General features: G+C 68.5%; 28 protein-coding genes. 11 read left to right on the top strand and 17 right to left on the bottom strand.

Going from position 1 to position 26,860, the window contains the following annotated elements:
• From AC07OD_RS24750 to AC07OD_RS24710, 9 genes are all read right to left on the bottom strand, one after another.
• Nucleotides 1–101, bottom strand: a 101-nt coding sequence (locus AC07OD_RS24750; RefSeq protein WP_029951219.1) for a GTP-binding protein, incomplete at its 3' end; no start/stop codon positions are given.
• Between the two features lie 220 nt (nucleotides 102–321).
• Nucleotides 322–2,424 carry an elongation factor G gene (gene fusA / locus AC07OD_RS24745; protein ID WP_218296707.1) on the bottom strand — a complete coding sequence of 701 codons (2,103 nt, stop codon included), beginning with the start codon at nucleotides 2,422–2,424 and terminating at the stop codon, nucleotides 322–324.
• Nucleotides 2,425–2,575: 151 nt separating this feature from the next.
• The gene (gene rpsG, locus AC07OD_RS24740; protein ID WP_005798541.1) at nucleotides 2,576–3,049 is read right to left on the bottom strand and encodes a 30S ribosomal protein S7; all 474 of its coding nucleotides are present in this window, start codon (nucleotides 3,047–3,049) and stop codon (nucleotides 2,576–2,578) included.
• Between the two features lie 171 nt (nucleotides 3,050–3,220).
• Nucleotides 3,221–3,598, bottom strand: a complete 378-nt coding sequence (rpsL, locus tag AC07OD_RS24735) for a 30S ribosomal protein S12 (protein WP_007851137.1) — start codon at nucleotides 3,596–3,598, stop codon at nucleotides 3,221–3,223.
• A 288-nt stretch (nucleotides 3,599–3,886) separates the two neighbouring features.
• Entirely contained in the window at nucleotides 3,887–5,056 is a 1,170-nt protein-coding gene (locus AC07OD_RS24730; RefSeq protein WP_218339102.1) for a D-alanyl-D-alanine carboxypeptidase family protein, read from the bottom strand.
• A gap of 100 nt (nucleotides 5,057–5,156) precedes the next feature.
• Entirely contained in the window at nucleotides 5,157–5,810 is a 654-nt protein-coding gene (locus tag AC07OD_RS24725; RefSeq protein WP_218339103.1) for an alpha/beta hydrolase, read from the bottom strand.
• An 87-nt stretch (nucleotides 5,811–5,897) separates the two neighbouring features.
• Nucleotides 5,898–6,257 carry a (2Fe-2S) ferredoxin domain-containing protein gene (locus AC07OD_RS24720; protein WP_218296704.1) on the bottom strand — a complete coding sequence of 120 codons (360 nt, stop codon included), beginning with the start codon at nucleotides 6,255–6,257 and terminating at the stop codon, nucleotides 5,898–5,900.
• A 9-nt stretch (nucleotides 6,258–6,266) separates the two neighbouring features.
• On the bottom strand, nucleotides 6,267–7,364 hold the full coding sequence (locus tag AC07OD_RS24715) for a VanZ family protein (protein WP_218296703.1): 1,098 nt from the start codon (nucleotides 7,362–7,364) through the stop codon (nucleotides 6,267–6,269).
• Between the two features lie 154 nt (nucleotides 7,365–7,518).
• A complete protein-coding gene (locus AC07OD_RS24710) occupies nucleotides 7,519–7,947 on the bottom strand; it encodes a CopD family protein (RefSeq protein ID WP_218296702.1) in 429 nt (142 codons plus the stop codon).
• A gap of 332 nt (nucleotides 7,948–8,279) precedes the next feature.
• Here AC07OD_RS24710 and hemB point away from each other — a divergent pair, with 332 nt between their 5' ends.
• Nucleotides 8,280–9,287, top strand: a complete 1,008-nt coding sequence (gene hemB / locus AC07OD_RS24705) for a porphobilinogen synthase (protein WP_492808091.1) — start codon at nucleotides 8,280–8,282, stop codon at nucleotides 9,285–9,287.
• A 60-nt stretch (nucleotides 9,288–9,347) separates the two neighbouring features.
• On the top strand, nucleotides 9,348–10,481 hold the full coding sequence (locus AC07OD_RS24700) for a magnesium transporter CorA family protein (RefSeq protein ID WP_369641145.1): 1,134 nt from the start codon (nucleotides 9,348–9,350) through the stop codon (nucleotides 10,479–10,481).
• A 23-nt stretch (nucleotides 10,482–10,504) separates the two neighbouring features.
• Here AC07OD_RS24700 and AC07OD_RS24695 read toward each other — a convergent pair whose 3' ends face one another.
• The 3 genes from AC07OD_RS24695 to AC07OD_RS24685 form a co-directional block, all read right to left on the bottom strand.
• Nucleotides 10,505–11,158, bottom strand: a complete 654-nt coding sequence (locus tag AC07OD_RS24695; protein ID WP_218296699.1) for a glutathione S-transferase family protein — start codon at nucleotides 11,156–11,158, stop codon at nucleotides 10,505–10,507.
• Between the two features lie 66 nt (nucleotides 11,159–11,224).
• A complete protein-coding gene (locus AC07OD_RS24690; RefSeq protein WP_255594809.1) occupies nucleotides 11,225–12,154 on the bottom strand; it encodes an amidohydrolase family protein in 930 nt (309 codons plus the stop codon).
• Nucleotides 12,155–12,165: 11 nt separating this feature from the next.
• On the bottom strand, nucleotides 12,166–12,855 hold the full coding sequence (locus AC07OD_RS24685) for a dienelactone hydrolase family protein (protein WP_218296698.1): 690 nt from the start codon (nucleotides 12,853–12,855) through the stop codon (nucleotides 12,166–12,168).
• Nucleotides 12,856–13,026: 171 nt separating this feature from the next.
• Here AC07OD_RS24685 and AC07OD_RS24680 point away from each other — a divergent pair, with 171 nt between their 5' ends.
• The 4 genes from AC07OD_RS24680 to creC all read left to right on the top strand — a co-directional run bounded on the left by AC07OD_RS24680 (nucleotide 13,027) and on the right by creC (nucleotide 16,888).
• Complete coding sequence (locus tag AC07OD_RS24680; RefSeq protein WP_218296697.1) at nucleotides 13,027–13,782, top strand: SDR family oxidoreductase; 756 nt, start codon at nucleotides 13,027–13,029, stop codon at nucleotides 13,780–13,782.
• Nucleotides 13,783–13,929: 147 nt separating this feature from the next.
• Nucleotides 13,930–14,565 carry a MarC family protein gene (locus tag AC07OD_RS24675; protein WP_494598273.1) on the top strand — a complete coding sequence of 212 codons (636 nt, stop codon included), beginning with the start codon at nucleotides 13,930–13,932 and terminating at the stop codon, nucleotides 14,563–14,565.
• A 99-nt stretch (nucleotides 14,566–14,664) separates the two neighbouring features.
• Nucleotides 14,665–15,354 (top strand): two-component system response regulator CreB, encoded by a 690-nt coding sequence (gene creB, locus AC07OD_RS24670; RefSeq protein ID WP_218296695.1) that lies wholly within the window; start codon nucleotides 14,665–14,667, stop codon nucleotides 15,352–15,354.
• A gap of 73 nt (nucleotides 15,355–15,427) precedes the next feature.
• Nucleotides 15,428–16,888: a two-component system sensor histidine kinase CreC gene (gene creC / locus AC07OD_RS24665; protein ID WP_369641143.1), complete on the top strand. Its 1,461-nt coding sequence runs from the start codon at nucleotides 15,428–15,430 to the stop codon at nucleotides 16,886–16,888.
• Here creC and AC07OD_RS24660 read toward each other — a convergent pair.
• Nucleotides 16,885–17,265, bottom strand: coding sequence for a phosphopantetheine adenylyltransferase (locus tag AC07OD_RS24660; RefSeq protein WP_218296693.1), 381 nt, complete (start codon nucleotides 17,263–17,265; stop codon nucleotides 16,885–16,887). The genes creC and AC07OD_RS24660 overlap by 4 nt on opposite strands.
• A gap of 172 nt (nucleotides 17,266–17,437) precedes the next feature.
• On the opposite strand from AC07OD_RS24660, the gene creD reads away from it, so the two are divergent.
• Together creD and AC07OD_RS24650 are read left to right on the top strand one after the other, a co-directional pair.
• Entirely contained in the window at nucleotides 17,438–18,880 is a 1,443-nt protein-coding gene (gene creD, locus AC07OD_RS24655) for a cell envelope integrity protein CreD (RefSeq protein ID WP_218296692.1), read from the top strand.
• Nucleotides 18,877–19,200, top strand: a complete 324-nt coding sequence (locus AC07OD_RS24650; protein ID WP_494598272.1) for a hypothetical protein — start codon at nucleotides 18,877–18,879, stop codon at nucleotides 19,198–19,200. The genes creD and AC07OD_RS24650 overlap by 4 nt, the downstream gene beginning before the upstream one ends.
• Nucleotides 19,201–19,340: 140 nt before the next feature.
• On the opposite strand, the gene AC07OD_RS24645 is transcribed toward AC07OD_RS24650, so the two are convergent.
• From AC07OD_RS24645 to AC07OD_RS24635, 3 genes are all read right to left on the bottom strand, one after another.
• A complete protein-coding gene (locus AC07OD_RS24645) occupies nucleotides 19,341–19,868 on the bottom strand; it encodes a hemerythrin domain-containing protein (RefSeq protein ID WP_494598271.1) in 528 nt (175 codons plus the stop codon).
• A 171-nt stretch (nucleotides 19,869–20,039) separates the two neighbouring features.
• Entirely contained in the window at nucleotides 20,040–20,621 is a 582-nt protein-coding gene (locus tag AC07OD_RS24640; RefSeq protein WP_218296690.1) for a hypothetical protein, read from the bottom strand.
• A 69-nt stretch (nucleotides 20,622–20,690) separates the two neighbouring features.
• Nucleotides 20,691–20,909 (bottom strand): CsbD family protein, encoded by a 219-nt coding sequence (locus AC07OD_RS24635; RefSeq protein WP_142149166.1) that lies wholly within the window; start codon nucleotides 20,907–20,909, stop codon nucleotides 20,691–20,693.
• Nucleotides 20,910–21,269: 360 nt separating this feature from the next.
• On the opposite strand from AC07OD_RS24635, the gene AC07OD_RS24630 reads away from it, so the two are divergent.
• Genes AC07OD_RS24630 through AC07OD_RS24620 form a run of 3 tightly spaced genes read left to right on the top strand, consistent with a single transcriptional unit; the run spans nucleotide 21,270 to nucleotide 26,028 of the window.
• A complete protein-coding gene (locus tag AC07OD_RS24630; RefSeq protein ID WP_494598270.1) occupies nucleotides 21,270–23,144 on the top strand; it encodes a DUF1800 domain-containing protein in 1,875 nt (624 codons plus the stop codon).
• Between the two features lie 35 nt (nucleotides 23,145–23,179).
• Nucleotides 23,180–24,619: a DUF1501 domain-containing protein gene (locus AC07OD_RS24625; RefSeq protein ID WP_369641141.1), complete on the top strand. Its 1,440-nt coding sequence runs from the start codon at nucleotides 23,180–23,182 to the stop codon at nucleotides 24,617–24,619.
• 32 nt (nucleotides 24,620–24,651) lie between these two features.
• Nucleotides 24,652–26,028 (top strand): NAD(P)/FAD-dependent oxidoreductase, encoded by a 1,377-nt coding sequence (locus AC07OD_RS24620; protein WP_494598269.1) that lies wholly within the window; start codon nucleotides 24,652–24,654, stop codon nucleotides 26,026–26,028.
• Nucleotides 26,029–26,147: 119 nt separating this feature from the next.
• Here AC07OD_RS24620 and AC07OD_RS24615 read toward each other — a convergent pair whose 3' ends face one another.
• Nucleotides 26,148–26,855: an ABC-type transport auxiliary lipoprotein family protein gene (locus tag AC07OD_RS24615; protein WP_494598268.1), complete on the bottom strand. Its 708-nt coding sequence runs from the start codon at nucleotides 26,853–26,855 to the stop codon at nucleotides 26,148–26,150.
• Nucleotides 26,856–26,860 lie beyond the last annotated feature (5 nt).

Genomic DNA, 26,860 nt, shown 5'->3' with positions numbered 1-26,860 from the left:
GTGGCGATGGCCGCCGTCAGCGTCGTCTTGCCATGGTCCACGTGGCCGATCGTGCCCACGTTGACGTGAGGCTTGGTCCGTTCGAATTTACCTTTTGCCATTTTGAATCTCCAAAGAGCAATGCCTGTGTTGGGGTTTAACGTCTGCACCCGATTGCTGGTTCGTCCCGCACAGGGCAACAGGACGGCACCGGGTCGCAGATTGCAAGAATTTTGCTACTGTTTTAATAGCTGCTAGCGCTTTATAGACAAGCGCCAGCAGCCAATTTGACTCAAAAAAAAGAGGAAAGGCTGCCCAGGGCAGACCTTTCACTCGACGCGCTTACTTGGCACGTGCAGCCATGATGGCTTCGGACACGTTGCGAGGCGCTTCGCTGTAGTGCTTGAATTCCATCGAGTACGTGGCGCGGCCTTGCGTCGCGGAACGCAGCGAGGTCGAGTAGCCGAACATTTCCGACAGCGGCACTTCGGCGCGGATGGCCTTGCCACCGCCCGGGATGTCGTCCATGCCCTGGACCATGCCACGGCGGGAGGACAGATCGCCCATCACCGTGCCGGCGTAGTCTTCAGGCGTTTCCACTTCCACGGCCATCATGGGTTCCAGGATGACGGGGTTGGCCTTGCGGCAGCCTTCCTTGAAACCGAAGATGGCAGCCATCTTGAACGCCAGTTCGTTCGAGTCCACATCGTGGTACGAACCGAAGTGCAGCGTGACCTTGACGTCCACCACGGGGTAGCCGGCCAGCACGCCTTGCGTGACGGCTTCGTTGATACCCTTTTCCACGGCCGGGATGAATTCGCGAGGAACCACACCGCCCTTGATCGCGTCGACGAACTCGATGCCCTTGCCGGCTTCGTTGGGTTCGATCTTGAGCACGACGTGACCGTACTGGCCCTTGCCGCCGGACTGGCGCACGAACTTGCCTTCGGCTTCTTCCACCGTCTTGCGGATGGTTTCGCGGTAGGCCACCTGGGGCTTGCCCACGTTGGCTTCCACGCCGAATTCACGCTTCATGCGGTCCACGATGATTTCCAGGTGCAGCTCGCCCATGCCGGCGATCAGCGTCTGGCCCGATTCTTCGTCGGTCTTCACGCGGAAGGATGGATCTTCTGCAGCCAGGCGCTGCAGCGCGATGCCCATCTTTTCCTGGTCGGCCTTGGTCTTGGGTTCCACAGCCTGCGTGATCACAGGCTCAGGGAACACCATGCGCTCCAGAATGATCTGGGAGTCGATGTCGCTCAGCGTTTCACCGGTCGTCACGTCCTTCAGGCCCACGCAGGCAGCGATGTCACCGGCGCGGATTTCTTCGACTTCCTGACGCTCGTTGGCGTGCATCTGCACGATACGGCCGATACGTTCCTTCTTGCCCTTGATGGGGTTGTAGACGGTGTCGCCCTTGCTCAGAACGCCGGAGTACACGCGCACGAAGGTCAGCTGGCCCACGAACGGGTCGGTCATCAGCTTGAATGCCAGGGCCGAGAACTTCTCGTTGTCATCCGCCTTGCGGGTGACAGGCTTTTCGTCTTCGTCCGTGCCAGTCACGTCAGGAATGTCCGTCGGTGCTGGCAGGTAGTCGATCACGGCGTCCAGCATGCGCTGCACACCCTTGTTCTTGAAAGCGGTACCGCACAGCATCGGGTGGATTTCCGTGGCGATGGTACGCGTACGCAGGCCGAACTTGATCTCGGCTTCGGAGAGGTCGCCCTCTTCCAGGTACTTGTTCATCAGCTCTTCGGAGGCTTCAGCAGCGGCTTCCACCATCTTCTCGCGCCATTCCTTGGCGGATGCAACCAGGTCGGCTGGAATTTCTTCGTAGGTGAACTTCATGCCCTGCGAGGCTTCATCCCACAGGATGGCCTTCATCTTGAGCAGGTCGACCACGCCGGTGAACTTGTCTTCGGCGCCGATCGGGATCACCACGGGCACGGGGTTGGCCTTCAGGCGCAGCTTCATCTGCTCGTAGACCTTGAAGAAGTTGGCACCGGTACGGTCCATCTTGTTCACGAAGGCCAGACGGGGCACCTTGTACTTGTTGGCCTGGCGCCAGACGGTTTCCGACTGGGGCTGCACGCCACCCACGGCGCAGTACACCATGCAGGCGCCGTCGAGCACGCGCATCGAACGTTCCACTTCGATCGTGAAGTCCACGTGACCGGGGGTGTCGATGATGTTGAAGCGGTGCTCTTCGTAGGAGTTGTCCATGCCCTTCCAGAAGCAGGTCGTGGCAGCCGAGGTGATCGTGATGCCGCGCTCTTGTTCCTGCTCCATCCAGTCCATGGTGGCAGCGCCGTCGTGCACTTCACCAATCTTGTGGCTCACGCCCGTGTAGAACAGGATACGTTCGGTGGTCGTGGTCTTGCCAGCGTCAATGTGGGCCGAGATACCGATATTGCGGTAGCGCTCGATGGGAGTCTTGCGAGCCATGGTGGATCCTTGGATGGGTCGTGTTATTCAGGGGAAGGGCCCAGCATTGTGGCGCTGCGACCCGTCAATTTTGTGACCGCCTCAATCGCCACAAGGCTGCAGGCAAGAATGCCGGCAGCCTTGCGCTTGACGACGAGGGCAGTTCGTCGATTTAGAAGCGGAAGTGGCTGAATGCCTTGTTGGCTTCGGCCATGCGGTGCACTTCGTCACGCTTCTTCATGGCGCCGCCACGGCCTTCGGTGGCTTCGAGCAGCTCGTTGGCCAGACGCTGGGCCATCGACTTCTCGCCGCGCTTGCGGGCGGCTTCCTTGATCCAGCGCATGGACAGGGCCAGGCGACGGACAGGGCGCACTTCGACGGGCACCTGATAGTTGGCACCGCCCACGCGGCGGGACTTCACTTCGACCATGGGCTTCACGTTGTTGATGGCAACGGTGAACGCTTCCAGAGGGTCCTTGTCAGGGTGCTTCTTCTCGATCAGTTCCAGGGCGCCGTAAATGATGCGCTCTGCAACTGCCTTCTTGCCGCCTTCCATGATCACGTTCATGAATTTGGACAGCTCTACATTGCCGAACTTGGGATCCGGCAGGATTTCACGTTTGGGGACTTCGCGACGACGTGGCATTTTTCACCTCTATCTTTGCTTCAGTTGGCATCTTTTCAGACACCGCGAGAGCCAATCAGGACTCCCACTTACTCGACCCGCGCAGAACACCTGCGTTTGGGGTCACTACGCTGCATCACCGCGCCACGCGGGAGACAGCACCGAAAATTCTGTTGTGCAAAAGCGCAGGGCTTACTTGGCCTTGGGCTTCTTGGCACCGTACTTGGAGCGCGATTGCTTGCGGTCTTTCACGCCTTGCAAGTCGAGCGAACCGCGCACGATGTGGTAACGCACACCGGGCAAGTCCTTGACACGACCGCCGCGAACCAGCACCACGCTGTGTTCCTGCAGGTTGTGGCCTTCACCGCCGATGTAGGAAATCACTTCGAAACCGTTGGTCAGGCGAACCTTGGCGACCTTCCGCAGAGCGGAGTTAGGCTTCTTTGGCGTCGTGGTGTACACACGGGTGCACACGCCGCGGCGCTGGGGGGAGTTCTCCATCGCAGGGCTCTTGGACTTGATCTTTTCGACCTCGCGCCCCTGACGGACTAGTTGATTGATGGTTGGCATGAAATACGTCCCTAAACGTAAAAAACGAAAACGTGAAACCCTTCGGAAATTCCGAAAAGCCTTCTAATGTAGCAGCATGGACCCCAACGGGCAAGTGCCGTGGGGCGTTCCCCTTAAAACCCATCCCGGTACGCCAACATTGCCCGCCGCTCTTGAAAGCGTGCGACCCATGCCAGAGCAGCCGTGCAAGGGCCGCCCCGCTGCACTGGCTGCGCGCCCCTTCCCGAATGGCGCAGCCATTCGGGAGACGGGGTGAAGGCGCGGCAGCGCCTCAGGGGGATGGTCCTGCTACTTGATCCACAGCCGGATCGCATCCCAGGCCCGGCCCAGGATCCCCGCCTGATCCACGCCTTCGAGCGCGATGAGGGGCACCTCGGCCAGGGCCTGCTCGCCCAGCATCACCTTGAGGTGGCCGACGGACTGGCCCTTGGTGAACGGTGCCACCAGCGGGTCGGGCCGTGCGATCTGCGTGGTGATCTTGCCTGCGCTGCCCGAGGGCACCGCCACGACGATGGCTTCCTCGCGGCCGATCTTGAGGGTGTTTTCCGTGCCCTTCCAGACGGCGGGCGTGGCCACGGGCTTGCCGGCCTCGAACAGCTTGACGGCCTCGAACGCGGTATAGCCCCAGTTCAACAGCTTCTGGCTTTCATTCGCACGCGCATTTTCGCTGGCGGCCCCGAGCACGATGGACAGCAGGCGGCGCTGGCCCACGCCGGGGAATTCACGCTTGGACGTGGCCACCAGGCAGTAGCCCGCGGCAGCGGTATGGCCGGTCTTGAGCCCGTCCACCGTCGGGTCGCGGAACAGCAGCGAATTGCGGTTGCTCCCGTTCGACGCGGGGGTGCCGGGGTAGCTGTACTGCTTGGTGGAGTAGTAGTGCATGTACTCCGGGAAGTCCTTCATCAGGCGCATGGCCAGCACGGAAAGGTCGCGCGCGGTGGTGGTGTGGCCGGGTTCGGTGAGGCCTTCGGGGTTCTTGTAGCTCGTGCCCTTCATGCCCAGTGCCTGGGCCTGGTCGTTCATGAGCTTGACGAAGTTCTCGGCCGTGCCGCCCACGCCTTCGGCCAGCGCCATGGTGGCGTCGTTGCCCGACTGCACGATCATGCCCTTGATGAGGTCTTCCACCGGCACCTGCATCTTGGGGTCGATGAACATGCGCGAGCCGGGCATCTTCCAGGCGCGCACGCTCACGGGCAGCTTCTGCTCCAGGGATATCTTCTTGGCGCGCAACGCATCAAACACCAGGTAGCCGGTCATGAGCTTGGTGAGCGAGGCCTGCTCGACGGGAGCATCGATGTCCTTGGCCGCGAGCACCTGGTTGGCGGTGACATCCACCAGCAGGTATGTGCGCGCGGCGATTTCGGGAGGTTGTGGCGCCTGGGCAAAGGCCCCGAAGGCGGCAGGGGCCACCGCAGCAAGGACGGCCAGGGATCGCAGCGCGGACAGGATTCGTTTCATGGGGCAATAGGGGGCTGGAAAGGCTCGAGGAAAAAAGGGAATGAAGAAGAAAGACGGGACAGGAAGGCGCGGCGGCGTGGCCTGCCGCGGCCGGGGCGTTTCAGCCCCCCGACCGCAGGTGGCGCACCACCAGATTTTTCAAAAGCGGCAATTGTCCGTGAAAGAAATGGCCGCCCGCGGGAATGACTGTGACAGGCAGTATCTGGGGCCGCGCCCAGTCCATCACGGCGGAAAGCGGCACGGTGTCGTCCTGCTCGCCATGCACGACCAGGGTCTGCAGATGGGCGTCGGGGGGCACCGGGGCGACGGTGAAGCGGCTGGCTGCGGTGCCCACCAGCACCGCGTGGTCCACGCGGCCCTGCGGCCAGAGGGCGGCCAGCGCGTGGCTGGTGACGAATGCGCCGAACGAAAAACCCGCCAGCGCGATGCGCGGCCCCGCGTCGCCCGCGGGCGCCACCTGTTCCACCACGGCCAACAGGTCCTGTAGTTCGCCCCGGCCTTCGTCGTGCACGCCTTCGCTGCCGCCCACGCCCCGGAAGTTGAAGCGCACCGCCGTCCAGCCGCACTGCACGAAGGCGCGCGCCAGCGTCTGCACCACCTTGTTGTCCATGGTGCCGCCAAAGAGGGGATGGGGGTGCGCGATGATGGCCACGCCCCGGGGAGGCGCGCCGCCGTCTGGCGCGGCGGCATCGCGCACGGCCTCGATGGCGCCAGCGGCGCCGGACAAGCTCAGGCGTTCGGTTTGGGCATTCACGAATTGCTACTCAATCAATAGCTGTTAGCGCACGGCAGTCGTGCGCCAGCGGCTGAAATCATTCCAAAGTCCAGGATGGAGGCGCTTTCAGCGCCCGAGTTCCGCCGGTGGCACCAGGCGTTCCACGATCTGGCCATTCTTGAGGTGCGACTCGACGATCTCGTCGATGTCGGCATCGTCGACATAGGTGTACCAGGTGCCTTCGGGGTAGACCACCGCGACGGGGCCGGCCGCGCAGCGGTCCAGGCAGCCCGCCTTGTTCACGCGCACCTTGCCGGCGCCCGCCAGGCCGGCCGCCTTGACCTGCGCCTTGCAGCGGTCAAAGCCCGCCTGCGCGTTGTGGTGGGCGCAGCTGTCTTCGCCGTTGGTCCGGTCGTTCAGGCAGAAAAAGATGTGGCGCTGGTAGTAGCCGGGCGCTGCGGCCGGCGAGGGGTTGGTGTCGCTCATCCACCCATTTTAGGTTTGCGACTCGCGCCGGGACACGCGCAACAGCACATACAGCAGCGTGGCATAGGGCCACAGCCAGCCCAGCCACTGGCCCAGGCCGTAAAAACGGATGAACCGGCCCTGCTCCCAGATCTGCAGCGTCTGCGCGAAGTAGGCGCTGGTGGGCGCCTGGTTGAGCAGCGCAAGGTGCCAGACCAGCGCGACCAGCAGCACGGCCGCGCAGGCACGCCGGGGCAGCGCCAGCAGCAGCAGCGCCAGCGCCAGCGCACCCCACACGCCCACGCGCGTGGGCAGGCCCATCCACTCCCAGGCATGCACGGGCCCCCAGCTCAGGGCGGCCGACAGCGCGGTGAGCGTGACGCCCACGGCCACGACCCCCAGGGCAAACAGCGCGCGCCGGCCCACGGAGCGGATCACGCAGTAGCCCAGCAGGCAGGGGGTCAGCAAGCCCAGCGTCACGCACAGGAGCTCGCCGCTGGGCGAGAGCGGGTCGAACGCGGCGTCGCGCAGCGGAAGCCATTCCAGGAACGGGGTATCGGCCAGCAGCTCGATGAGCGCGGCCTCCAGCCGCTCGAGCACCTGGCCCAGCCCGAACGGCACGGCCGCCGGGAACAGCAGCGCCAGGGGCCACAGCGCCAGCAGCACGATGGCGCCGCTGGCATCGGCGACAAACCAGCGCCCCCTGAAGTCGCTCCAGCGGTCGATGGCGCCCGCGCGCTCCAGCAGCGCGGCACTCAGCGCCCCCACCAGCGCCCCCGCCGCGTTGAGCAGCAGGTCCAGGTTGGAGGGCACGCGCCGGGGCAGGTAGATCTGCAGAAACTCCATGGCCAGCGACAGCAGCACGCCCACCAGCGTGGACAGCAGCACCGCGCCGCGCCGCCAGCCCGAGCGCAGCATGGCCAGCACCAGCAGAAAACCCAGCGGCGCATAGCCCACGACATTGGTGGCGATGTCGAAGCCCGTCCAGTACGGTGGCGGCAACGGCGCCAGCAGGAACACCAGGGGATCGATGCCCTGCGCGCGCCACCCGTCGAACGGGAACAGGCTGGCGAAGACGATCAGCGCCGTGTAGATCAGCGCCAGAGGCCAGGCGGAGGTCTTGTGCATGCCGTCTCAGCCATCCATGGCGCCATGCATCACCCATGCCCCGCAAGCACGGGCGCGGTACAGGGCAGGGGCGCCGCGCGGGGCCCGGCCACCGCAGCGGGCCGGTAGAGGGGACCAGGGAGAAGGCGCGCGGCGCCGCAGGGAGCTGCCCACTTCAGAACGGCTTGACCACCACCAGCACCACGGCGGCCAGCAGCAGGACCACCGGCACTTCATTGAACCAGCGGAACCACGCATGGCTCCTGCGGCTGGTGCCGTTGGCCAGCTTGCGCAGCAGCACACCGCAGGCGTGGTGGTAGCCGATCACCAGCAGCACCACCGCCAGCTTGGCGTGCATCCAGCCGTTGCCCGGGCCGCGCCCGATGCCATAGCCCATCCACAGCCACGCGCCCAGCGCCAGCGCGGGCACGGCCAGCAGCGTGGTGAAGCGCAGCAGCTTCCTGGCCATGAGCAGCAGGCGGTCACGCTCCGCGGCCGAGCCCGGCGCCACCATCGCCAGATTGACGAAGATGCGCGGCAGGTAGAAAAGGCCGGCAAACCAGCTGGCCACGAAGACGATGTGAAAGGCTTTGACCCAGAGCATGGGGGCAGTTTAAGGGCCCGCACCATGCCGCCGGGGCCACGCCAAAAAAAAGCCCGGCAAATCCGCCGGGCCGGGAAAGCCTGTTTTGCATCGCTGCAATCCAAGGCCCCGCTCAGGGAGGGAAAGCGGGGGGCAGCAAGCCGCCCGGCGCCAATTTAGCACCGGGCAAGAGGTGTTACAAGCGGCATTTCCAGGGCGCGGCGCTGCGGCGCCAGCGTTTGGCAACGGGCGCTCCGCCATGCCAGTGCACCCGTGGATCCGGCTTTGCCGGTCCACCGGGTGCGTCCCCCTCTGGGGGAAGCCGCGCAGCGGCTCAGGGGGATAATCTTCACATGCATCTCCAAAGCCCCGCCCCCTTCCCCCAGAACCGCCCGCGCCGCCTGCGCCGCGATGCCTTCACCCGCAATCTGGTGCGTGAGAACGCCGTCACGCCGCACGACCTGATCTACCCCGTGTTCGTGCACGAGGGCCAGGGCCGCAGCGAGGCCGTGACCTCCATGCCCGGCGTGGACCGCCTGAGCCTGGACCTGCTGCTGCCCGTGGCCGAGGACTGCGTGCAGCTGGGCATTCCGGTGCTGGCGCTGTTCCCGGCCATCGACCCTGCGCTCAAGACGCCCGACGGCAAGGAGGCGCTCAACCCCGACGGCCTGATCCCGCGCGTGGTGCGCGCCCTGAAGAAGGAATTTCCGGCCCTGGGCGTGATGACCGACGTGGCGCTGGACCCGTACACCAGCCACGGCCAGGACGGCGTGCTCGACGACACCGGCTACATCATCAACGACGACACGGTGGAGATCCTCACCGGCCAGGCGCTCACGCACGCCGAGGCGGGCGTGGACATCGTCGCGCCCAGCGACATGATGGACGGGCGCATCGGCGCCATCCGCGAGGCGCTGGAGGTGCAGGGCCACATCCACACCCGCATCATGGCCTACAGCGCCAAGTACGCCAGCGCCTTCTACGGCCCCTTCCGCGACGCGGTGGGCACGCGCGGCGCCTTGGGAAAGGCCGACAAGAACGTCTACCAGATGGACCCCGGCAACAGCGACGAGGCCCTGCGCGAGGTGGCCATCGACATCGCCGAGGGCGCCGACATGGTGATGGTCAAGCCCGGCATGCCCTACCTGGACATCGTGCGCCGCGTGAAGGACGAATTCAAGGTGCCCACGTTCGCCTACCAGGTGAGCGGCGAGTACGCCATGATCAAGGCCGCCGCCGCCAATGGCTGGCTGGACCACGACGCGGTGATGATGGAGTCGCTGCTGGCCTTCAAGCGCGCGGGCGCCGACGGCGTGCTGACCTACTTTGCGCGCGATGCCGCGCGCTTGCTCCGAAAATAAGAGCTGCCAGCGCTTGATGGACAAGCGCCAGAAGCACTTTTTATTGCCACCCAGGGTTGCATGCGCATTTTTCACATCCACAGCGGCAGCGTGCAGGAGCTGGCCGAGCTGCCCACGCAGATGCCTGCCCAGGGCTTTGTCTGGATCGCCTGCGCGCGCCCGGCCTTCCAGGCACGGCTGGCCGAGATCCAGGCGAGCCTGCAGGCCCTGGTGGGGCTGCAGCTGGTGGACCTGCATGTCTCCGACCTGCTGAACGCGCAGCTTCCCTCGCACTACGACTACACCTCCCAGTACGACCTGCTCGTGTTCCGCCGGCTGGCCACCGCGCAGGGCGGCGGCCCGGAGGCCGAGGCGGGGCAGCCCGGCGACGCCGCCTCCCCGCTCAGGCGGGCCGGCCCGCCGGTGCTGCGCCGCATCGACACCAGCCCCGTGGGCTTCGCGGTGTTCGACCAACTGCTGCTGACGGTGCACCCCACGGACTGCGCCGTGCGCGATGCGTATGCCGCGCGCCTGCTGGCCGCCACGCCCGCCCCCGCGAGCGAGGGCCGCAGCAGCCCCGTGCCCGGGGCGCGCCGGCCCACCAGCCCGGCCGACCTGATGCTGCGCGTGGTCAACCTCATGGTGGACGGCTACCTGGACCTGCGCCGCGAACTCACGCGCCAGCTGGACCACTGGCAGACCGAACTGCTCAAGCCCCGCGCCCGCTACGTGAACTGGAGCTCGCTGCTCGAGGCGCGACTGGCGCTGCACAAGCTCGATGAAATCTGCGAGGACCAGCGCACCGCCGTGCAGGACTGGATCGACGCCCTCGAAACCTGGGCCCTGCCCGACACCCCCGCCGGCCTGCGCGAGCTGGACCTGCTCAAGGTGCGCAGCCGCGACGTGCTGGAGCACATCGAGCGCGTGGTGCACCACGTGCGGCGGCTGGAGCAGAGCACGGAGACCGCCGTGCAGATGCACTTTTCCGTGCAGAGCAACCGCACCAACGACATCATGCGCACCCTCACGGCGCTCACCGCCGTGTTCCTGCCGCTGAACCTCATCGCCGGCATCTTCGGCATGAATTTCGAGTTCATTCCGCTGATCCACAAGGCCAACGGCTTCTGGTGGGCGATGGGCTCGATGGCGTTCATCGCCGTGGCGCTGGTGCTGGTGTTCTGGCGCAAGCGCTATCTGGCGCGCACGAGCAGGTAGGAGAGCGCGCCTGCCCGCCGCCGTCAGACGAAGGGTTCGGCCAGCGCCTCGTTGAACAGCACACGCTGCACGGCGGGGCGCTCCAGCATGCGCCGCAGGTACGGCCCCAGGTGGGGGCGGCTGCGGGCCGGCGCGGTGCGCTGGAAGTTGCGGGTCCAGCGGCACAGCGTGAACACGTAGGCGTCGAGCGCGCTGTAGCCCGCGCCCAGGAACCACGGGCCGCCGTGGCGGGCCAGCTCGGCGTCGAGCTGCGCCAGCAGGCCGTCGATGCGCAGCTCCGCGTGGCGCTGCAGCTCCAGCATGCCGGCCTCATGGCCCTCGTCCACCCAGCGGTGGGGATAGAAGTACACGATGAGCGTCGCCTGCAGCGTGTTGGTGAGCCACATCAGCCACTTGTAGAACTGCGCGCGCTGCGCCGTGCCCAGCGCGGGCGCCAGGGCCGCGGCGGGGTGGGTGTCGCACAGGTGCAGGGTGATGGCGGCCGTCTCGTAGAGCACCAGGTCCCCGTCGGTGAGCACGGGCACCAGCCCGTTGGGGTTGAGCCGCAGATAGGCGGGCGCCTGGTGGGCGCGCTGGCCGATGTCCACGGGCACGCGCGCGTAGGGCGTGCCCAGCTCTTCAAGCAGGATGTGCGGCACCATGGCGGCGCTGCTGGGGGCGTGGTGAAGCTCGAGCATGGTGTTGTGCGGGAGGGGACCGGTGGCCTGAAAAAGAGGAGGATGCGCGGACCGCGCGGGGACAGATCAGGGCCGCGCCACGCCGAACAGGCCGGCGCCGTTGTCCCACGCGACCTTGCGCGCCACGTCGGCGGGCAGGCCGCCCAGCCAGGTGCGGTAGCCCTGCATGAGGCTTTCATAGTGCTGCCAGCGCTGGTTCACCCAGGTGTCGGAGCCCACGACAAAACGCGTGGGGTACTTGAGCAGCAGCGCGCGCCACGCGGGGCACAGCTGGTCGTCGTCGCACACCAGGCCCGGCCGGTACGAGAGTTCGCCCACGAGGCCGGGGTAGCGCGCGAGCAGCGCGTCCACCCGCTCGGCCGGCGCACCGCCGATGCCCGTGTGCGCCCAGATCAGGCGCAGCTTGCGCCCTTGCGTGGGGGTGTGCGCCATGAGCTTGTCGATGGCCACGTCGTCCACATGGGCCAGCACCACCAGGTCGCGCTCCTCGGCCAGCGCCATGAGCTTCCTGGCCACCGGGCCGTCGGCATTGGCGCTGTCGTACAGGTGGAACTCGCCGATGCCCCGGTACGGCCCGGCCGCCGTGCCGCGCGCCAGCTCGGCCTGCACCATGGCGTAGATGCTCTCGTCGGCGAACCAGCCGGTGTAGTCGGCGCGGCTGCGGTACAGCCGCACGAAGGGCACCACGGCGACGCCGGCCTCGCGCGTCTCGCGCAGGCCGGCCAGCGTGAGCGAGCCGGTGTTGGGCCGGGAGTTGGCCACGATGGCCCGCACGCCGCTTTTCTGCATGCGGCCCAGCACGTCGGCCGGCGGGTGCGGGCCGTTCTTGCCGTCCCACGCCTCTTCGTTGTAGTGCAGGTGGGCGTCGAACAGCGGCCCGGGATAGTCGGCCGCATGAGGCTGGACCCCGAACGCTATCAAACCGATAGCTACCAGCGCCTTACCAGCAAGCGCCAGATGCCAAAAAGGCTTCACACTCTGAAGCGGGGCGGCCATGGTGCCGCCCCTCAGGCGAGATGTTTGTCGAAGAACGCCAGCGTGCGGTCGCGCGCGGCCATGGCCGAAGGCTCGTCGTAGCTGCCGCGCTGGTCGCAGTTGAAGCCGTGGTCGGCGTCGTAGATGTGGACCTCGACCTCGGGATGGGCGCGGGCAAATGCCTGCACGGTGTCGAGCGGGATGTAGTGGTCGCGCTGGCCGAAGTGCGCCAGCACCGGCACCTGCGGGTGGCGCGCTGCTTCGTCGGCTGAGGTCATGCCGCCGCCGTAATAAGGCACGGCCGCCGACAGCCCGCTCAGCGTGCAGGCCGCGCGCCAGGTCAACAGGCCGCCCCAGCAAAAGCCCACGATGCCGACCTTGCGGCCGCTTTGCTGCGCGGCGTAGTCGATGGCGGCCTGGATGTCGGGCATCACGCCTGGCGCGGGCAAGGCCTCGACCGCGGCCTTCAGACCCATGCCGGCCTTCATGTCGTCGCCGGTGTAGCCCATGTCCACATCCTGCTGCACGCGGTGAAACGTCGACGGTGCGACGGCCAGGTAGCCGCGCGCGGCAAACCGGTCGGCCACCGCGCGGATGTGCGAGTTCACGCCAAAAATTTCCTGTAGCACCACAATCGCACCGCGCGGCGCCGCATCGGGCTGCGCCACCCAGGCGGGCACGGCGAGACCATCGCTTGATGTCAGATTGACGAATTGACCCATGGCATTGACTCCTTGCTGCGTTGATGGACTGATGTGTGACTCGGGGGCATGCGGCCAGCGCGGGTGCCGGGGCTCCCCCACGCGCCGGTCCCGGCGCCCGCTGAACGCGCCATTCTGGCCGCTGAGCGGACCTCTGTTCAAATGCGGGCCATTTTCAGAGGAGTCCTTGCAGTGACCCACACCCACAAAGTAGCACTGATCACCGGAGGGTCGCGCGGCATCGGCGCGGCCACCGCCCGGCTGGCGGCGCGCCAGGGCTGGGCCGTGGCCGTCAACTACGCCCGCGACGCGCGCGCCGCCGAGGCCGTGGTCGCCGCCATCGCCGCCCAGGGCGGCCGCGCCCTGGCGGTGCAGGCCGACGTGGCCGACGAGGCGCAGGTGATGGCCATGTTCCGCACGGTGGACGCGCAGCTGGGCCGCCTCTCGGCCCTGGTGAACAACGCTGGCGTGGTGGACGTGCCCGCGCGGGTGGAGGCGATGGGCGTGGCGCGCCTCAAGCGCATGTTCGACATCAACGTGATCGGCAGCTTCGTCTGCGCGCGCGAGGCCGTGCTGCGCATGGGCACGCGCCACGGCGGGGCCGGCGGCAGCATCGTCAACGTGTCCAGCGCCGCCGCGCGGCTGGGGGCGGCGGGCCAGTACGTGGACTACGCGGCCGCCAAGGGCGCGATCGACACCATGACCCTGGGGCTGGCGCGCGAGGTGGCCGCCGACGGCATCCGCGTGAACGCCGTGCGCCCCGGCCTGATCGAGACCGACATCCACGCCAGCGGCGGCCTGCCCGACCGCGTGCGCGACCTCTCGCACCAGGTGCCCATGCTGCGCGGCGGCACGGCCGAGGAGGTGGCCGAGGCCATCGTGTGGCTGATGTCGCCCGCCGCCAGCTACACCACCGCCACGCTGATGGACGTCTCGGGCGGGCGCTAGAGCGCTGCGGTGCAGCATGCGCGGGCGCCAAACCGCGCCAAAAACACCGCATACTCGCGCACAGCAGCCCGGCGGCGGCGCCTGTGCGCTGCCTTGCCGGGCCCAGCCCGATCCACCGCCCTGCCCCCTGCCTCCCGGAGCGCCCTGATGGACCTCAAACCCCTCATCACCCTGCTGGCCATCGTCAACCCGCTGGCCATCGTTCCCTTTTTCATCCACTACACGCAGGGTTTCTCGTACCCCCAGCGGCGGCGCACCATCCAGGTGGCGAGCTTCAGCGTGTTCTGCGTGATCGCCGCCTGCGCCCTGCTGGGCCTGCAGATCCTGGACTTCTTCAACATCTCGCTGCAGAGCTTCCAGGTGGGCGGGGGCATGCTGCTGCTCATCAGCGCGATGAACATGCTCAACGCCCAGCCCGCCGAGGCCAAGCCCAGCACCAACGAATACGAGGAAGGCGCCGAGAAGGCCGCCGCGGGCAGCAGCATCGCCGTGGTGCCCCTGACCATCCCGCTGCTCACCGGGCCGGCCAGCATGTCCACCGTGGTGATCTACGCCGACCGCGCGCAGACCTTCTGGCAGCATGCCGCCCTGGTGGGCTACGGCGTGGTGATCGCCCTGGCCACGGCCGTGTGCTTCGCGCTGGCCGACCCGATCGCGCGCGTGCTGGGCAAGACCGGCATCAACGTGATGACCCGGCTGATGGGCCTGATCCTGGCCGCGCTGGCCGTGGAAGTGATGGCCGACGGGCTGGGCAAGCTCTTTCCCATCCTCATCGCCCGCTGAGATGGAGCACCCCCTGAATCGCCTTCGGCGGCCTTCCCGGCCGCGACCGTGCCAGTTTCGTATGCCGCGGGTGTCTCGCAGCACGAGGGGCGACTAGGCATGTCTGCAAGGCTTCTGCTGCTGGAGGACGACCCCGCCATCGCCCGCACCGTGGCGTACGCGCTGGAACGCGACGGGCTGTCCGTGACGCACAGCCTGCTGGTGCACGACGCGCGCCAGCAGATGCTCTCGCACCGCTTTGACCTCCTGGTGCTGGACGTGGGCCTGCCCGATGGCAGCGGGCTCGACCTGCTGCGCGATGTGCGCGGCGCCCCGCAGACCGCGGCCGTTCCCGTGCTCATGCTCAGCGCCCATGGCGAGGAGATCGACCGCGTGCTGGGCCTGGAGCTGGGCGCCGACGACTACCTGGCCAAGCCCTTCAGCCCGCGCGAGCTGGCGGCCCGCGTGAAGGCCCTGCTGCGGCGCGCGGGCACCCGCCTTGCCGCGGCGCCCACCGCCACGGCCAGCCTGTTCCATGACGACGAGGCCGGGCAGCGCATCAGCCTGCACGGCCAGGCCCTGCCGCTGACGCGGCGCGAATACCGCCTCCTGTCGTGCCTGCTGCGCGGCGCGGGCCGCATCCACTCGCGCGACGCGCTGCTGGCCGCCGCCTGGGGCGACGACAGCGACAGCACCGACCGCACGGTGGACACGCACATCAAGACCCTGCGCGCCAAGCTGCGCGAAGTGGACCCGGCGCGCGAGTACATCAGCACGCACCGCGGCATGGGCTACTGCCTTGACGTCTGAAACCAAATGGGCCACTGGCGCTTGCCCATCAAGCGCTGACAGATATTGTTCTTGAAGCAAACCCCACAGATCCATGCGCCTCGGCATCCGCCTGCTCTTTGCGTTTTTCCTCATCAACGGCATCGCCGCGTTCTTCGTGCTGCGCGTGTTCATGGCCGAGATCAAGCCCAGCGTGCGCGAGGTGATGGAGGACATGATGGTGGACACGGCCAACATCCTGGCCGAGCTGGCCAGCGAGGACCTGGCGGCCGGCCGGCTGTCCGACGGCACGGGCCAGCACAGCCCGTTCGCGCAGCACGTGCGCCGCTATGCGAGCCGGCCCATCGACGCCGCGATCTGGGGTTTCTCCAAGCAGTCGCTGGACTACCGCATCTACGTGACCGACACCACGGGGCGCGTGCTGTTCGACTCCGAAAACCGCGCCATCGGCGCTGACTATTCGCGGTGGCGCGACGTGGCCCGCACGCTGCGCGGCGAGTACGGCGCGCGCTCCACGCGCGACGTGGAGGGCGACGACACCAGCGGCGTGATGCACGTGGCGGCCCCCATCTATGTGAACAATGAGATCGCCGGCGTGTTGACCGTGGCCAAGCCCACGCGCACCGTGCAGCGCTTCATCGACCGCGCCGAGCGCAAGGTGTTCATGGGCGGGCTGCTGCTGCTGGCGCTCTCGGCCGCCGTGGGCGTGGCCGTGACGCTGTGGATGGTCTGGAACGTGCGCCGCCTGCGCGACTACGCCCTGAGCGTGCAGGGGCCGGCCGACGGCGAACACCGCGACCCCGACACCCCGCCCATGGCGGCCCTGGCCGTGCCCCAGGTGCCCGGCGAGCTGGGCGACCTGGCCCGCGCCATGGACCGCATGCGCGCCCGGCTGGAAGGGCGCGACTACATCGAGGGCTACGTGCGCGCCCTCACGCACGAGCTCAAGAGCCCCGTGGCCGCCATCCGGGGCGCGGGCGAACTCCTGCAGGACGACCTGCCCGCCGCCGACCGCGCCGAATTCGCCACCCAGGTGGTGCAGCAGAGCGAGCGCCTGCAGCGCATCATCGACCGGCTGCTGGAACTGTCCAAGCTGGAGCAGCGCCACCACGCCGAGGGCCGTGCGCCCGTGGCCCTGCACGATTGCGCCCGCGCCGCCATCGGCCAGACCCGCGCGCGCGCGGCTCAGCGCGGCATCACGCTCGCGCTGGCCGGCACGGGAAGCAGCGGCCCCTGGGAAGCCGAACTGGTGACGCTGGCGCTCACCAACCTGCTGGACAACGCCATCGACTTTGCCCCGCAGGGCAGCACCGTGCAGGTGGAGCTGGAAGGCAGCTGCGTGGCCGTGCAGGACAGCGGCCCGGGCGTGCCCGACTACGCGCTGCCGCGCCTGGGCGAGCGCTTCTTCACCACGGCGCGCCCGGGGGGCGAGCGCAGCGGCTCGGGCCTGGGCCTGGCCATCGTGCGGCGCGTCATGGCGCTGCACGGGGGGCAGCTGGTGGTGCGCAACACCGCACCGGGGCTGCGCGCCACGCTGGACTTTGCCGCGGCCTAGCTCCGCTGGCGCAGGTGCACGGCCACCCCCGCCACCAGCAGGGCCAGCGCCACCGCGTCCACCCGCACGACCACGGCCAGCGGGGCGCCCAGGCCGCTGCCCCGCTGCAGCCACGCCAGGAGCAGAAAGGACACCACGCTCACCAGCCCCGCCACCAGGGCCAGCCGATGGAGTCCGGGGCGCATGGCGGCATACCCCATGAAGGCGGCCAGCAGCCCGAACAGGACGGCCCGGTGCCGCAGCAGCAGCTCCAGCCCCGCATCCGGCACCGGGGTGCCGTACAGCTGCGCCAGCCTGCCCGCCCCCAGCACCCCCACCACGGGCAGGGCGTGGACCACCGCCACCACCCCCAGAATCACCGCGACCACATGGCGCATGCCAGCCCCTTTGTTGTGAAGCGGTGGTTGTAGGCGCAAGGGGCGCGGCCGTCGATGACCTGGCAGGTCATGGCGGCGCGGCACCAGACTTCACACTGGCCTCACAAACTTCATAGCGCCCTCACACCGGCCCACAACACTGCCTCCACAACATTCACTTGTGGAGGACCTCTTGTTCAAGCACCCCCTGTTCACCAAACTGGCCGCGCTCGCGGCCGTCACCTTGCTGCTGCTCCTTGGCCTGGGCATGATCGACAACGTGGTGCGCGACCGCCAGCGCTACCGCAGCCTCACCGCGCAGAGCGTGGCCGACAGCCTGGCCGGGCCGCAGACGCTGATGGGCCCCATGATCCACAGCGCCTGCGTGGAGACCTGGGACGTGGAAACCGGCAAGGGCGACGAGCGCCGCATGGTGGAGCAGCGCCGCGAGTTCCTGCTCACGGCCATGCCCGAGCAGCTCAAGCTGAGCACGGGCGCGGCGATGGAGGAGCGCGCGCGCGGCCTGCACAAGGTGAACACCTACAACCTCAAGGCCCACGTCACGGCGCAGTGGGGGTCGCTGGCCAGCCTCGAGCCGCAAAGCACCATGAAGAACTCGCGCATGCACTGCGGCGCGCCCATCGCGATGATGGCCGTGGGCGACGCGCGCGGCATCCGCACGGCGCAGCTCACGCTGGCGGACCAGGCCCTGGCCCTCAAGCCCGGCACCTTCCACCCCACCTACAGCCGGGGCCTGCACGCCGTGCTGCCCGAATCGGTGCGCGGCAAGGCCGATGGCCTGACCGCCACGCTGGACCTGGAACTGGTGGGCACCGAGCGCCTGGCCATCGTGCCCCTGGGGGGCAGCACCGAGGTGGTGATGACCAGCAGTTGGCCGCACCCCTCGTTCGCGGGGCGCTTCCTGCCGTCGGAGCGGGAGGTCAAGAAGACCGGCTTCTCGGCGCAATGGCGGCTGTCGTCGCTGGCCACCACGGCGCAGGCCGATGTCGCCCACGGCAAGCGCATCTGCCTGGGGGGCGCGGACGATGGCGCCCGCGGCGACGACGCGCCCTCCGGCGCCACGCCGGGCGACTGCGCGGACAGCTTCAGCGTGGCCTTCGTCGACCCGGTGAACCCCTACTCCCTCTCCGACCGCGCCACCAAGTACGGCGTGCTGTTCATCGCCCTCACCTTCGTGGCCGTGGGCCTGTTCGAGCTGATGAAAAAGCTGCGCGTGCACCCCGTGCAGTACCTGCTGGTGGGCAGCGCGCTGTGCAGCTTCTTCCTGCTGCTCGTGAGCCTGTCGGAGCACCTGCCGTTCGGCGCCTCCTACGCCGTGGCGGCGACCGCCTGCGTGCTGCTGCTGGCCTACTATGCCAGCCACATGCTGGGCAGCCTGGCGCGCGGCATTCCCCTGGGGGCCGGCATCGCGCTGCTGTATGGCCTGCTGTACCTGCTGCTGCAGCTGGAGCAGACGGCGCTGGTCGTCGGTGCCATCGCGCTCTTCCTGGTGCTGGCGGCCGTGATGGTGCTCACGCGCAAGGTGAACTGGTACGGGCTGTCGCAAGGCGGCGCGCCAAGCCGCCCCACCCCGCCCGCCGCCCGCCCCACCGCACCCCGCGCGGAGGCCGCATGAGAACGCACACCGCGCCGACATCCTGGGCGCAGCACCTGGCGGACCCGGCGGCATGCACCGGCGCACCCGTGCCCACGCTGACCCCGGCGGAAGCCGAGCGCGTCCAGCGCCACCGCGACCAGCTGACGGCGGCCCTGCGGGCGCAGGACCGGGCGGCGCTGCTCAGTGCCAAGCAGCACGTGCTGGAGGCGGCCTACCACCCGTGCGGCGCCCCCGATGCGGCCTGCGGCCCCACCGACTCCCCCGCCTTGCGCAGGGCGCTGCGCGACCTGTCGTGGCGCATGGCGGGCCTGCTGCTGCCGCGCAGCCCGCGGCACTGAGTGCCCGGCGCCGGGTTTTTGATGAAAATAGCCGCCATCGCTTGATTGGCAAGCGATGGCAGCTATCAAAACAAAAGCGCATTACCCATCCCAGCCATTGCGGCTGGCCGGGCCTGGCGCACCGGCAGGCGGGAGAAAGGTCAGGCCACCGCTTCCTGCGGTGCGCAGGCGGCGGCGGGCGATGGAGCCCCCGCGTCCTCCGAGCAGGTCGCACCGCCGCATCCGTGGATCAGCTCGCCCGGCAGCGCCCCGGGGGCGTGCACCACGCCCGAGACGGGGTCGAATCCCACGCGGCGCAAGTGCAGGGCCAGCGCGGCATCCATGCTCTGCGCATGCTGCGGAAACCACAGGGCCAGTTCGCTGGCCATCACGCGCAGCACCGCGAGGTCGCCCTGCTGCGCACGCGCGGTGCCTTCACGCATCACCTGCAGCACCACCCGGTGCTGCATGCTGTGGCAGTTGCCCGATGCGAAGCGCGTGGAGGCCATCCAGGCGTCCTCCTGCCCGAAATGGTGGTCGGTGTGCTCCACCAGCGCCTGCCAGGCAGCCAGCAGGCGCGCGTCGTCCGCGCCATCGACGGCGGCCAGCAGGTCGACGAACTCACGGTGGGTGTCGTCCATCAGGGCCAGGTCCAGGGCCAGGGCGTCGGACCATTCGAGTTGAGCCATGCAAATCCCCTTGTGCACCAGGTCAAAGACAGGGGAGCGAGGTTAGTTTTTCGCGGCGGCCCGCATATTGATGCAGGTCAGGGTTCCGCCCCAGGGCCGCGGCCATCCCCATGAAAAAAGCCCCGCACGGGGCGGGGCTCCTGGGTGGGCGCGGGCCGGGGCCCTGCGCGCTCAGCTCTTGCCGTACATGCGCTTCATGTCATCCACGCACTTGGACTTCAGGTCGCCGGACATCGCGTCGCAGCGCTCCTTGGCGGCCTTGTAGGCGGCATCGTTCTTTTCGGCGTTGGCATCCTTGCGGGCCTCGGCCACCGCCGCGTTCTTCTCGGCGGCGTTGTCCGCGGGCTTGGCCTGGGTCTCGGCCACCTTGGCATCTTCCTTGGCCTTCACGCGGGCTGCCTTCGCATCCTTCTCGCACACGTCCTTGTCATTGCCCTTGAGGTCGTCGCACTTTTCCTTGGCGACGCCGTAGGCCGCATCCGCCCGCGCGTCGGCGACCTTGCGGGTGGCCTTGGGGCTGGGCTTGTGCTGCGCGTCGAGCTCGGCCTTGGCCACGTCCTCGGCGCCCTTGGCCTCCTTCACACAGATGTCCTTGGCGTTGCCTTGCAGGCCATCGCACTTTTGCTTGCTGGCCTTGTAGTCGGCGGAAATGCGTTCCTTGCCAGCCTTGTATTCGGCGTCCGTCAGCGCGAAGGCGGAAGTGGCCAGCAGGCCGGCTGCGACAGAAGCCATCAGGGTGCGGGTGAATTTCATGGGTTTCTCCTCGATCGGTAATGGATAGAAATAGGAAGGGAGGGGCCGGGAAACGAAGGGGCCGTGGCCTCAGTCGTTGAAGCGGAAATCGGGGTGGCGGGCCTGCCAGTCGCTGAGCTGCTTCTCGGCCACGTCGCGGGCGATGCCCTGGCGTTCCTGCAGCTTGCCCAGGAACTGTTCGCGCTTGCCATCGATGACGTCGAAATCGTCATTCGTGAGCTTGCCCCACTGCTCGATCATTTTTCCCTTGAACTGCTTCCAGTTGCCCTTGACGGTGTCTTCATTCATGGCGTGCATCCTCGAAAAGATTTCGCGTCAGCCATCCACCCGGAATGCGTGGAACAGGTGCGTGATGCGATGGGATTGACTCTAGAAATGATTCGCCGCGGGGACCGTAGGCCATGCCACGCAGCACGCGTCAGCACAGGACTACGGCGGCTGAAGGACAGGGCGCGGCGGCGAAGGCGGCTCCCCTCGCCGGCGGCCAACAAAGTGTTGCAATTTGCCATCACTGCTCCACTGTTACGCGCGGCCCCTTCCCAGCAAGCTGTTTCGTTTGGTAACGCTTGTGTTTCCACGCCGCAACGGCATGTGGTGAAGTCCTGAAATGCGCTGGTTTTGAACGCGCACCTTCACCCCCCACGATCCATGCACACCACCTCCGAGGCGCCTCCCGCAACGCAGACTGCGGGCGAGGCACAAGACAGCCCGCGCCACCCCGCGCCGGCCGCCGTTTCTTCCCAAGACACGAAGAACCCCCTTCCCCTGCTGGCCGGGCTGGCCGCATCCGCGGCGCTGGCGGCCTGCGGCGGTGGCGGAGGTGGCGGGGAAGAAGGCACGACAGCCAGCCCGGGCGCCGGTTCCGCACTGCCCGGCGCAACCCACACGGTTCCGCTGACGGACGCGGAGGCCGCGCGCTTCCTGCTGCAGGCCCAGTTCTCCGCCTCCACCGCGGACATCGCCGCCCTGCGCTCCACCACCTACGCCAGCTGGCTGGAGAGCCAGTTCAGCGCCCCCCCGTCGCTGAGCGGCTGGGACTGGCTGAACCAGCGCGGCTACGCCGACGTCAACAAGGACACGGCCTACTACGACAACACCTACCCGGGCGACTACATGATCTGGCACCAGCTCCTGCAGTCCAGCGACGGGGTGCGCAAGCGGGTGGCGCTCGCGCTGTCGGAGATCTGCGTGGTGTCGCTCTCGGGCCTGGACCTGAGCTGGCGCAGCCATGCCCTCGCGTGGTACTGGGACCAGCTGGTGGCCAACGCGTTTGGCAACTACCGCAACCTGCTGCAGGACGTGACGCTCAACGCGGCCATGGGCTACTACCTCAATACGCGCGGCAACCAGAAGGAAAACGCCGCCACCGGCCGCCAGCCCGACGAGAACTACGCGCGCGAGGTGATGCAGCTCATGTCGATCGGCCTGGTGCTGCTCAACCCCGATGGCACGCCCCAGCGCGACAGCGCGGGCAAGCCCATCGACAGCTACACGCAAAGCGACGTGACCAACCTGGCGCGCGTGTTCACCGGCTACGACTACGACCAGTCGCAGAACACGCCGACCACCGTGCCGGGAACCACGCGCGTCGTGCCCGGCACCACCTTCGCGCGCCTGCCGATGGCGCTCACCGAGTCGCGCCATTCCACGCTGGCGGCCTCCTTCCTGGGCACCACCATCCCGGCCAACACGCCGGGCGCGGCGGCCCTCAAGACGGCGCTGGACACCCTGTTCAACCACCCCAACGTGGGCCCGTTCATCGGCAAGCAGCTCATCCAGCGGCTGGTCACCAGCAACCCCTCGCCCGCCTACGTGGCGCGCGTGACCGCCGCCTTCAACAACAACGGTGCCGGCGTGCGCGGCGACATGCGCGCGGTGGTCCGCGCCATCCTGCTCGACGACGAGGCGCGCGCGCCCGCCGGCCTCGCCCAGCCCGGGTTTGGCAAGCTGCGCGAGCCCATGCTGCGGTTTGTCCAGTGGGGCCGCACCTTCGGGCTGGAGTCGGCCCAGGGCAGCTGGAAGATCGGCAACTTCAGCGACCCGGGCTCGCGGCTGGGGCAAAGCCCGCTGCGCTCGCCCTCGGTGTTCAACTTCTTTCGGCCTGGCTACATCCCGCCGTCCACCGCGCTGGCGGCCAATGGCGCGGTGGCGCCCGAGTTCCAGCTGGTCAACGAAAGCAGCGTGGGCGGCTACCTCAACTTCATGCAGGGCGTGATCCGCAACGGCATCTTCGTGAACGCGCCGGAGCTGCCCCACAACGCCAGCACCGCCAACAACGGCTTCGACCTGAAGGCCAGCTACGCGCAGGAACTGGCGCTGGTCGCCGACGCGGACGCGCTCGTCGCGCGCATCAACCTGCTCATGTGCGCGGGCCAGCTCTCGGCCGGCACCGTCAAGCTCATCACCGATGCGCTCAAGGCCACCAACGTCACCGCGGCCAGCGCGGACAACGTCCGGCGCGACCGCGTGGCGGCCGCCGTCTTCCTGGTCATGGCCTCGGCCGAGTACCTCATCCAGAAATAAGCAACAAGCCCGGACCGCACCCGAGAAGCCACGCCATGCACCTGCTTCAACCCGAACTCCACACCCGCCGCGCGTTCCTGCGCCGCTCCACCCAGCTGGGCCTGGCGGGCACGGCCCTGCCCTTCGCGATGAACCTCGCCGCGATGGGCGAGGCAGCCGCCTTCGCGGCCAACGACTACAAGGCCCTGGTCTGCGTGTTCCTCTATGGCGGCAACGACTACGCCAACACCGTGGTCACCTACGACGACGCCAGCCACGGCCGCTACAGCGCCATCCGCGGCAGCATCGCGCTGCCCAAGGCCTCGCTCACGCCCACGCTGCTCAACCCCTCCACGCCGCTGCCCGACGGGCGCCAATACGCGCTGCACCCCGCCATGACCGGGCTGGCGGGCCTGTTCAACAGCGGCAAGGCCGCCGTGCAGCTGAACGTCGGCCCGCTGGTCGTGCCCCTGACGCGCGCGCAGTACAACAGCCCCGACCGCAAGGCCTACCCCGTCCCGCCCAAGCTGTTCTCGCACAACGACCAGCAGTCGGTGTGGCAGTCGTCCTCGCCCGAGGGCTCCACCGTGGGCTGGGGCGGCAACATCGGCGACCTGGCACTCTCGTCCAACGGCAACTCGCTGTTCACCTGCATCGCCGTCACCGGCAACGCGGTGTTCCTCTCGGGCGACTCGGCCCTGCAATACCAGGTCAGCACGAACGGCGCCGTGGCCATCAACGGCGTGAAGAACAATGTCTACGGGTCCAGCGCGGTGCGCGGCGCGCTGTCGGCGCTCATCCAGCAGCCCAGCGCGCACACGCTGGAGAACGAGTACACCCGCGTGACCACCCGCGCGGTCACGTCCGAAAGCCAGATCACCGGCGCGCTGGCCGGCACCACGCTGGGCACGCCGTTCCCCGCCAACAATTCGCTGGCCGACCAGCTCAAGATGGTGGCCCGCCTCATCGGCTCGCGCAACGCGCTGGGCAGCAAGCGCCAGGTGTTCATGGTGTCGCTGGGCGGGTTCGACCTGCACGACAACCTGATCTCGCAGCAGCCCTTGCTGATGCAGCGCGTGAGCGACGCCCTGACGGCCTTCCACAGCGCCACGGTGGAACTGGGCGTGGCCGACAAGGTGACCGCGTTCACCGCGTCGGACTTCGGCCGCACGCTGAGCTCCAACGGCGACGGCTCGGACCACGGCTGGGGCAGCCACCACCTGGTGGTGGGCGGCGCCGTCAAGGGCAAGGCGTTCTACGGCAGCGCACCGCCCGTGAGCATCACCAACACCGCGGCCCCCGAGGACCAGTGGCACGTGGGCCAGGGCCGCCTGCTGCCCACCACCTCGGTGGACCAGTACGCGGCCACCCTGGCCAGGTGGTTTGGCGTGGCCGACAGCGAAATGGCCGGCGTGCTGCCCAACATCACGCACTTCGGCGCCGCCGCCGGCCGGCCCGACTATCCGGTGGACATGGGGTTCATGGGCCCTCCCTGAAGCGGCGCGGGCGGTGCCCCAATAATGGGGGCATGACCCCAGCCTCCACCCCTTCGTCCCGCCCCCGCGTCGTCATCATCGGCTGCGGCTTCGGCGGCCTGGAAGCCGCCCGGGCGCTGCGCGGCGCGGCCGTGGACATCACCCTGGTCGACAAGACCAACCACCACCTCTTCCAGCCGCTGCTGTACCAGGTGGCCACCGCCGGTCTGTCGGCCCCCGCCATCGCGGCCCCCATCCGCCACCTGTTCCGCCAGCAGCCCAACGCCACCACCTTGCTCGGGGAGGTCACGCGCATCGACGTGGCGGCGCGCACCGTGTATCTGAAGGACGGCCCCCATCCCTCCGCCCCCCTGCCGTACGACCACCTCATCGTCGCGGCCGGCGCCACGCACAGCTACTTCGGCCAGGATGCATGGGCCACGCACGCGCCCGGGCTCAAGACGCTGGACGATGCCTTCGAGATCCGCCGCCGCATCCTGCTGGCCTTCGAGGCCGCCGAGAAGGAGCCCGACCCCGTCCGCCGCGCCGACTGGCTCAACTTCGTGGTCGTGGGCGCCGGGCCCACCGGCGTGGAGATGGCGGGCACCCTGGCCGAGATCGCGCGCCACACGCTGCCGGGCGAATTCCGCCACATCGACCCGGCCAGCGCCAGGATCATCCTGCTCGAAGGCGGCACGCGGGTGCTGCAGGCCATGCCGGAAGCACTGAGCCAGCGCGCCAGGGAGCAGCTGGAAAAACTGGGCGTGGAAGTGCGCCTGCAGGCCCGCGTCACCACCATCGACGGTGACGGCCTGAGGGTCGAATCGCCCCCTGACGCCAGCTCATCAAGCGCAGTCAGCTATCAAATCAAGAGCAAATGCATCATCTGGGCGGCCGGGGTGGCGGCCTCCCCGCTGGGCCGCCATCTGGCCGAGGCCACCGGCTGCACGATCGACCGCGCGGGCCGCGTGGTCGTGGCGCCCGACCTCACGCTGCCCGGCCACCCGGAGATCAGCGTGATCGGCGACCTGGCCGCCGCCCAGAGCCACGCGCCCGGCCAGCCTCCCCGGCCGGTGCCCGGCGTCTCGCCCGGCGCCAAGCAGATGGGCCGCGCGGCGGCCGCCAACATCCTGCGCCGCCTGCGCGGCCAGGCCACGCAAGCGTTTCGCTACCGCGACTACGGCAACCTCGCCACCATCGGCCGCAACTCCGCCGTGGTGGACCTCACCTCGCCCGCGGGGCCGGTGCGGTTCTCGGGCTACTTTGCCTGGCTGTTCTGGCTGTTTGCGCACGTGTATTTCCTGATCGGCTTCCGCAACCGGCTGGTGGTGCTGCTCGACTGGGCCTGGGCGTACTGGAGCTTTGCACGGTATGCGCGTGTGGTGACGGGGATCGAGCCGGGCACGGCCCCGCCGCCCCCGCGGTCCTGACGCGGGCCAGGCACCACACCGCGCGGCGAACGCCGCTGCGGCGGGCGGATGACCCGGGGAGCCCGGGAGCGCGCGCACCGCGAGGGCGCACGGGCGGGGACCGGGGTGCCCCCGGCAGCTCAGTTCGTGCGCTGCGTCACCTGTTCCAGCCAGTCCGCCAGCTCCTGGGCGACCTGCGTGGAGGCCTCCGCCAGGGCCTTCACGCCGCCGGCCGCGTCGGCGCTGGGCGCCGGGGTGCGCACGATGAACACACGCTGGCCGCGCAGCGACTCGCCCGCCAGCGTCAGCTCCACCACCGTGGCACGCAGGCGCACCACGCCAGCGCTTTCGGTGGGGCTGGCGAAGAGGTGGCTGAATTCCTCCAGCTCCACGCGCAGCACCGGGGGCAGCCGGCCGCCCTGGCTGGCGTCGCGCGCCTGGGCCGCACCGTCGTCGGCCTTGAGGATGGCGCGCCGCTGGCCCAGCTGCTCGCGCAGCCGCTGCTGCAGCAGCTGGGCGGGGGGCTGACTCCAGCGGGCCTGGCTGTAGGGGCGCAGCTGCTGGGCGTCGGCATAGCCCAGGCGGTAGAGCACGGCATTGCTGCCCTCGGGCAGGCCGGGCGCCTCCACGTCGGCCAGGGCCAGGGGCTGCAGCGGTGCCCGACGGTCGGCCGGCGCCGGGGCCACCGGGCCGGGGCCAAAGTCGTACAGCACGGGGCGCGAGGGCGGGCTGGGCAGGGCCGAGCAGCCGGCCAGGCCGATCACCACCACCAGAACCATGCCGCCCAGCAGGCCGCCAGCGCTTTTCGGGAAGGCGCCGGCAGCTATGTTTTTAATAGTACTTTTCATGAACA

The organism is Acidovorax sp. GW821-FHT10E03 (assembly GCF_059415205.1).
This window is presented reverse-complemented; position numbering and strand designations above follow the sequence as displayed.

Bases quoted from the DNA above. Each gene is read 5' to 3' on its own strand.
- fusA (WP_218296707.1), bottom strand. From the start codon at position 2,424: ATGGCTCGCAAGACTCCCATCGAGCGCTACCGCAATATCGGTATCTCG.
- rpsG (WP_005798541.1), bottom strand. From the start codon at position 3,049: ATGCCACGTCGTCGCGAAGTCCCCAAACGTGAAATCCTGCCGGATCCC.
- rpsL (WP_007851137.1), bottom strand. From the start codon at position 3,598: ATGCCAACCATCAATCAACTAGTCCGTCAGGGGCGCGAGGTCGAAAAG.
- AC07OD_RS24730 (WP_218339102.1), bottom strand. From the start codon at position 5,056: ATGAAACGAATCCTGTCCGCGCTGCGATCCCTGGCCGTCCTTGCTGCG.
- AC07OD_RS24720 (WP_218296704.1), bottom strand. From the start codon at position 6,257: ATGAGCGACACCAACCCCTCGCCGGCCGCAGCGCCCGGCTACTACCAG.
- AC07OD_RS24715 (WP_218296703.1), bottom strand. From the start codon at position 7,364: ATGCACAAGACCTCCGCCTGGCCTCTGGCGCTGATCTACACGGCGCTG.
- AC07OD_RS24710 (WP_218296702.1), bottom strand. From the start codon at position 7,947: ATGCTCTGGGTCAAAGCCTTTCACATCGTCTTCGTGGCCAGCTGGTTT.
- hemB (WP_492808091.1), top strand. From the start codon at position 8,280: ATGCATCTCCAAAGCCCCGCCCCCTTCCCCCAGAACCGCCCGCGCCGC.
- AC07OD_RS24700 (WP_369641145.1), top strand. From the start codon at position 9,348: ATGCGCATTTTTCACATCCACAGCGGCAGCGTGCAGGAGCTGGCCGAG.
- AC07OD_RS24695 (WP_218296699.1), bottom strand. From the start codon at position 11,158: ATGCTCGAGCTTCACCACGCCCCCAGCAGCGCCGCCATGGTGCCGCAC.
- AC07OD_RS24690 (WP_255594809.1), bottom strand. From the start codon at position 12,154: ATGGCCGCCCCGCTTCAGAGTGTGAAGCCTTTTTGGCATCTGGCGCTT.
- AC07OD_RS24685 (WP_218296698.1), bottom strand. From the start codon at position 12,855: ATGGGTCAATTCGTCAATCTGACATCAAGCGATGGTCTCGCCGTGCCC.
- AC07OD_RS24675 (WP_494598273.1), top strand. From the start codon at position 13,930: ATGGACCTCAAACCCCTCATCACCCTGCTGGCCATCGTCAACCCGCTG.
- creB (WP_218296695.1), top strand. From the start codon at position 14,665: ATGTCTGCAAGGCTTCTGCTGCTGGAGGACGACCCCGCCATCGCCCGC.
- creC (WP_369641143.1), top strand. From the start codon at position 15,428: ATGCGCCTCGGCATCCGCCTGCTCTTTGCGTTTTTCCTCATCAACGGC.
- AC07OD_RS24660 (WP_218296693.1), bottom strand. From the start codon at position 17,265: ATGCGCCATGTGGTCGCGGTGATTCTGGGGGTGGTGGCGGTGGTCCAC.
- AC07OD_RS24650 (WP_494598272.1), top strand. From the start codon at position 18,877: ATGAGAACGCACACCGCGCCGACATCCTGGGCGCAGCACCTGGCGGAC.
- AC07OD_RS24645 (WP_494598271.1), bottom strand. From the start codon at position 19,868: ATGGCTCAACTCGAATGGTCCGACGCCCTGGCCCTGGACCTGGCCCTG.
- AC07OD_RS24640 (WP_218296690.1), bottom strand. From the start codon at position 20,621: ATGAAATTCACCCGCACCCTGATGGCTTCTGTCGCAGCCGGCCTGCTG.
- AC07OD_RS24635 (WP_142149166.1), bottom strand. From the start codon at position 20,909: ATGAATGAAGACACCGTCAAGGGCAACTGGAAGCAGTTCAAGGGAAAA.
- AC07OD_RS24630 (WP_494598270.1), top strand. From the start codon at position 21,270: ATGCACACCACCTCCGAGGCGCCTCCCGCAACGCAGACTGCGGGCGAG.
- AC07OD_RS24625 (WP_369641141.1), top strand. From the start codon at position 23,180: ATGCACCTGCTTCAACCCGAACTCCACACCCGCCGCGCGTTCCTGCGC.
- AC07OD_RS24620 (WP_494598269.1), top strand. From the start codon at position 24,652: ATGACCCCAGCCTCCACCCCTTCGTCCCGCCCCCGCGTCGTCATCATC.
- AC07OD_RS24615 (WP_494598268.1), bottom strand. From the start codon at position 26,855: ATGAAAAGTACTATTAAAAACATAGCTGCCGGCGCCTTCCCGAAAAGC.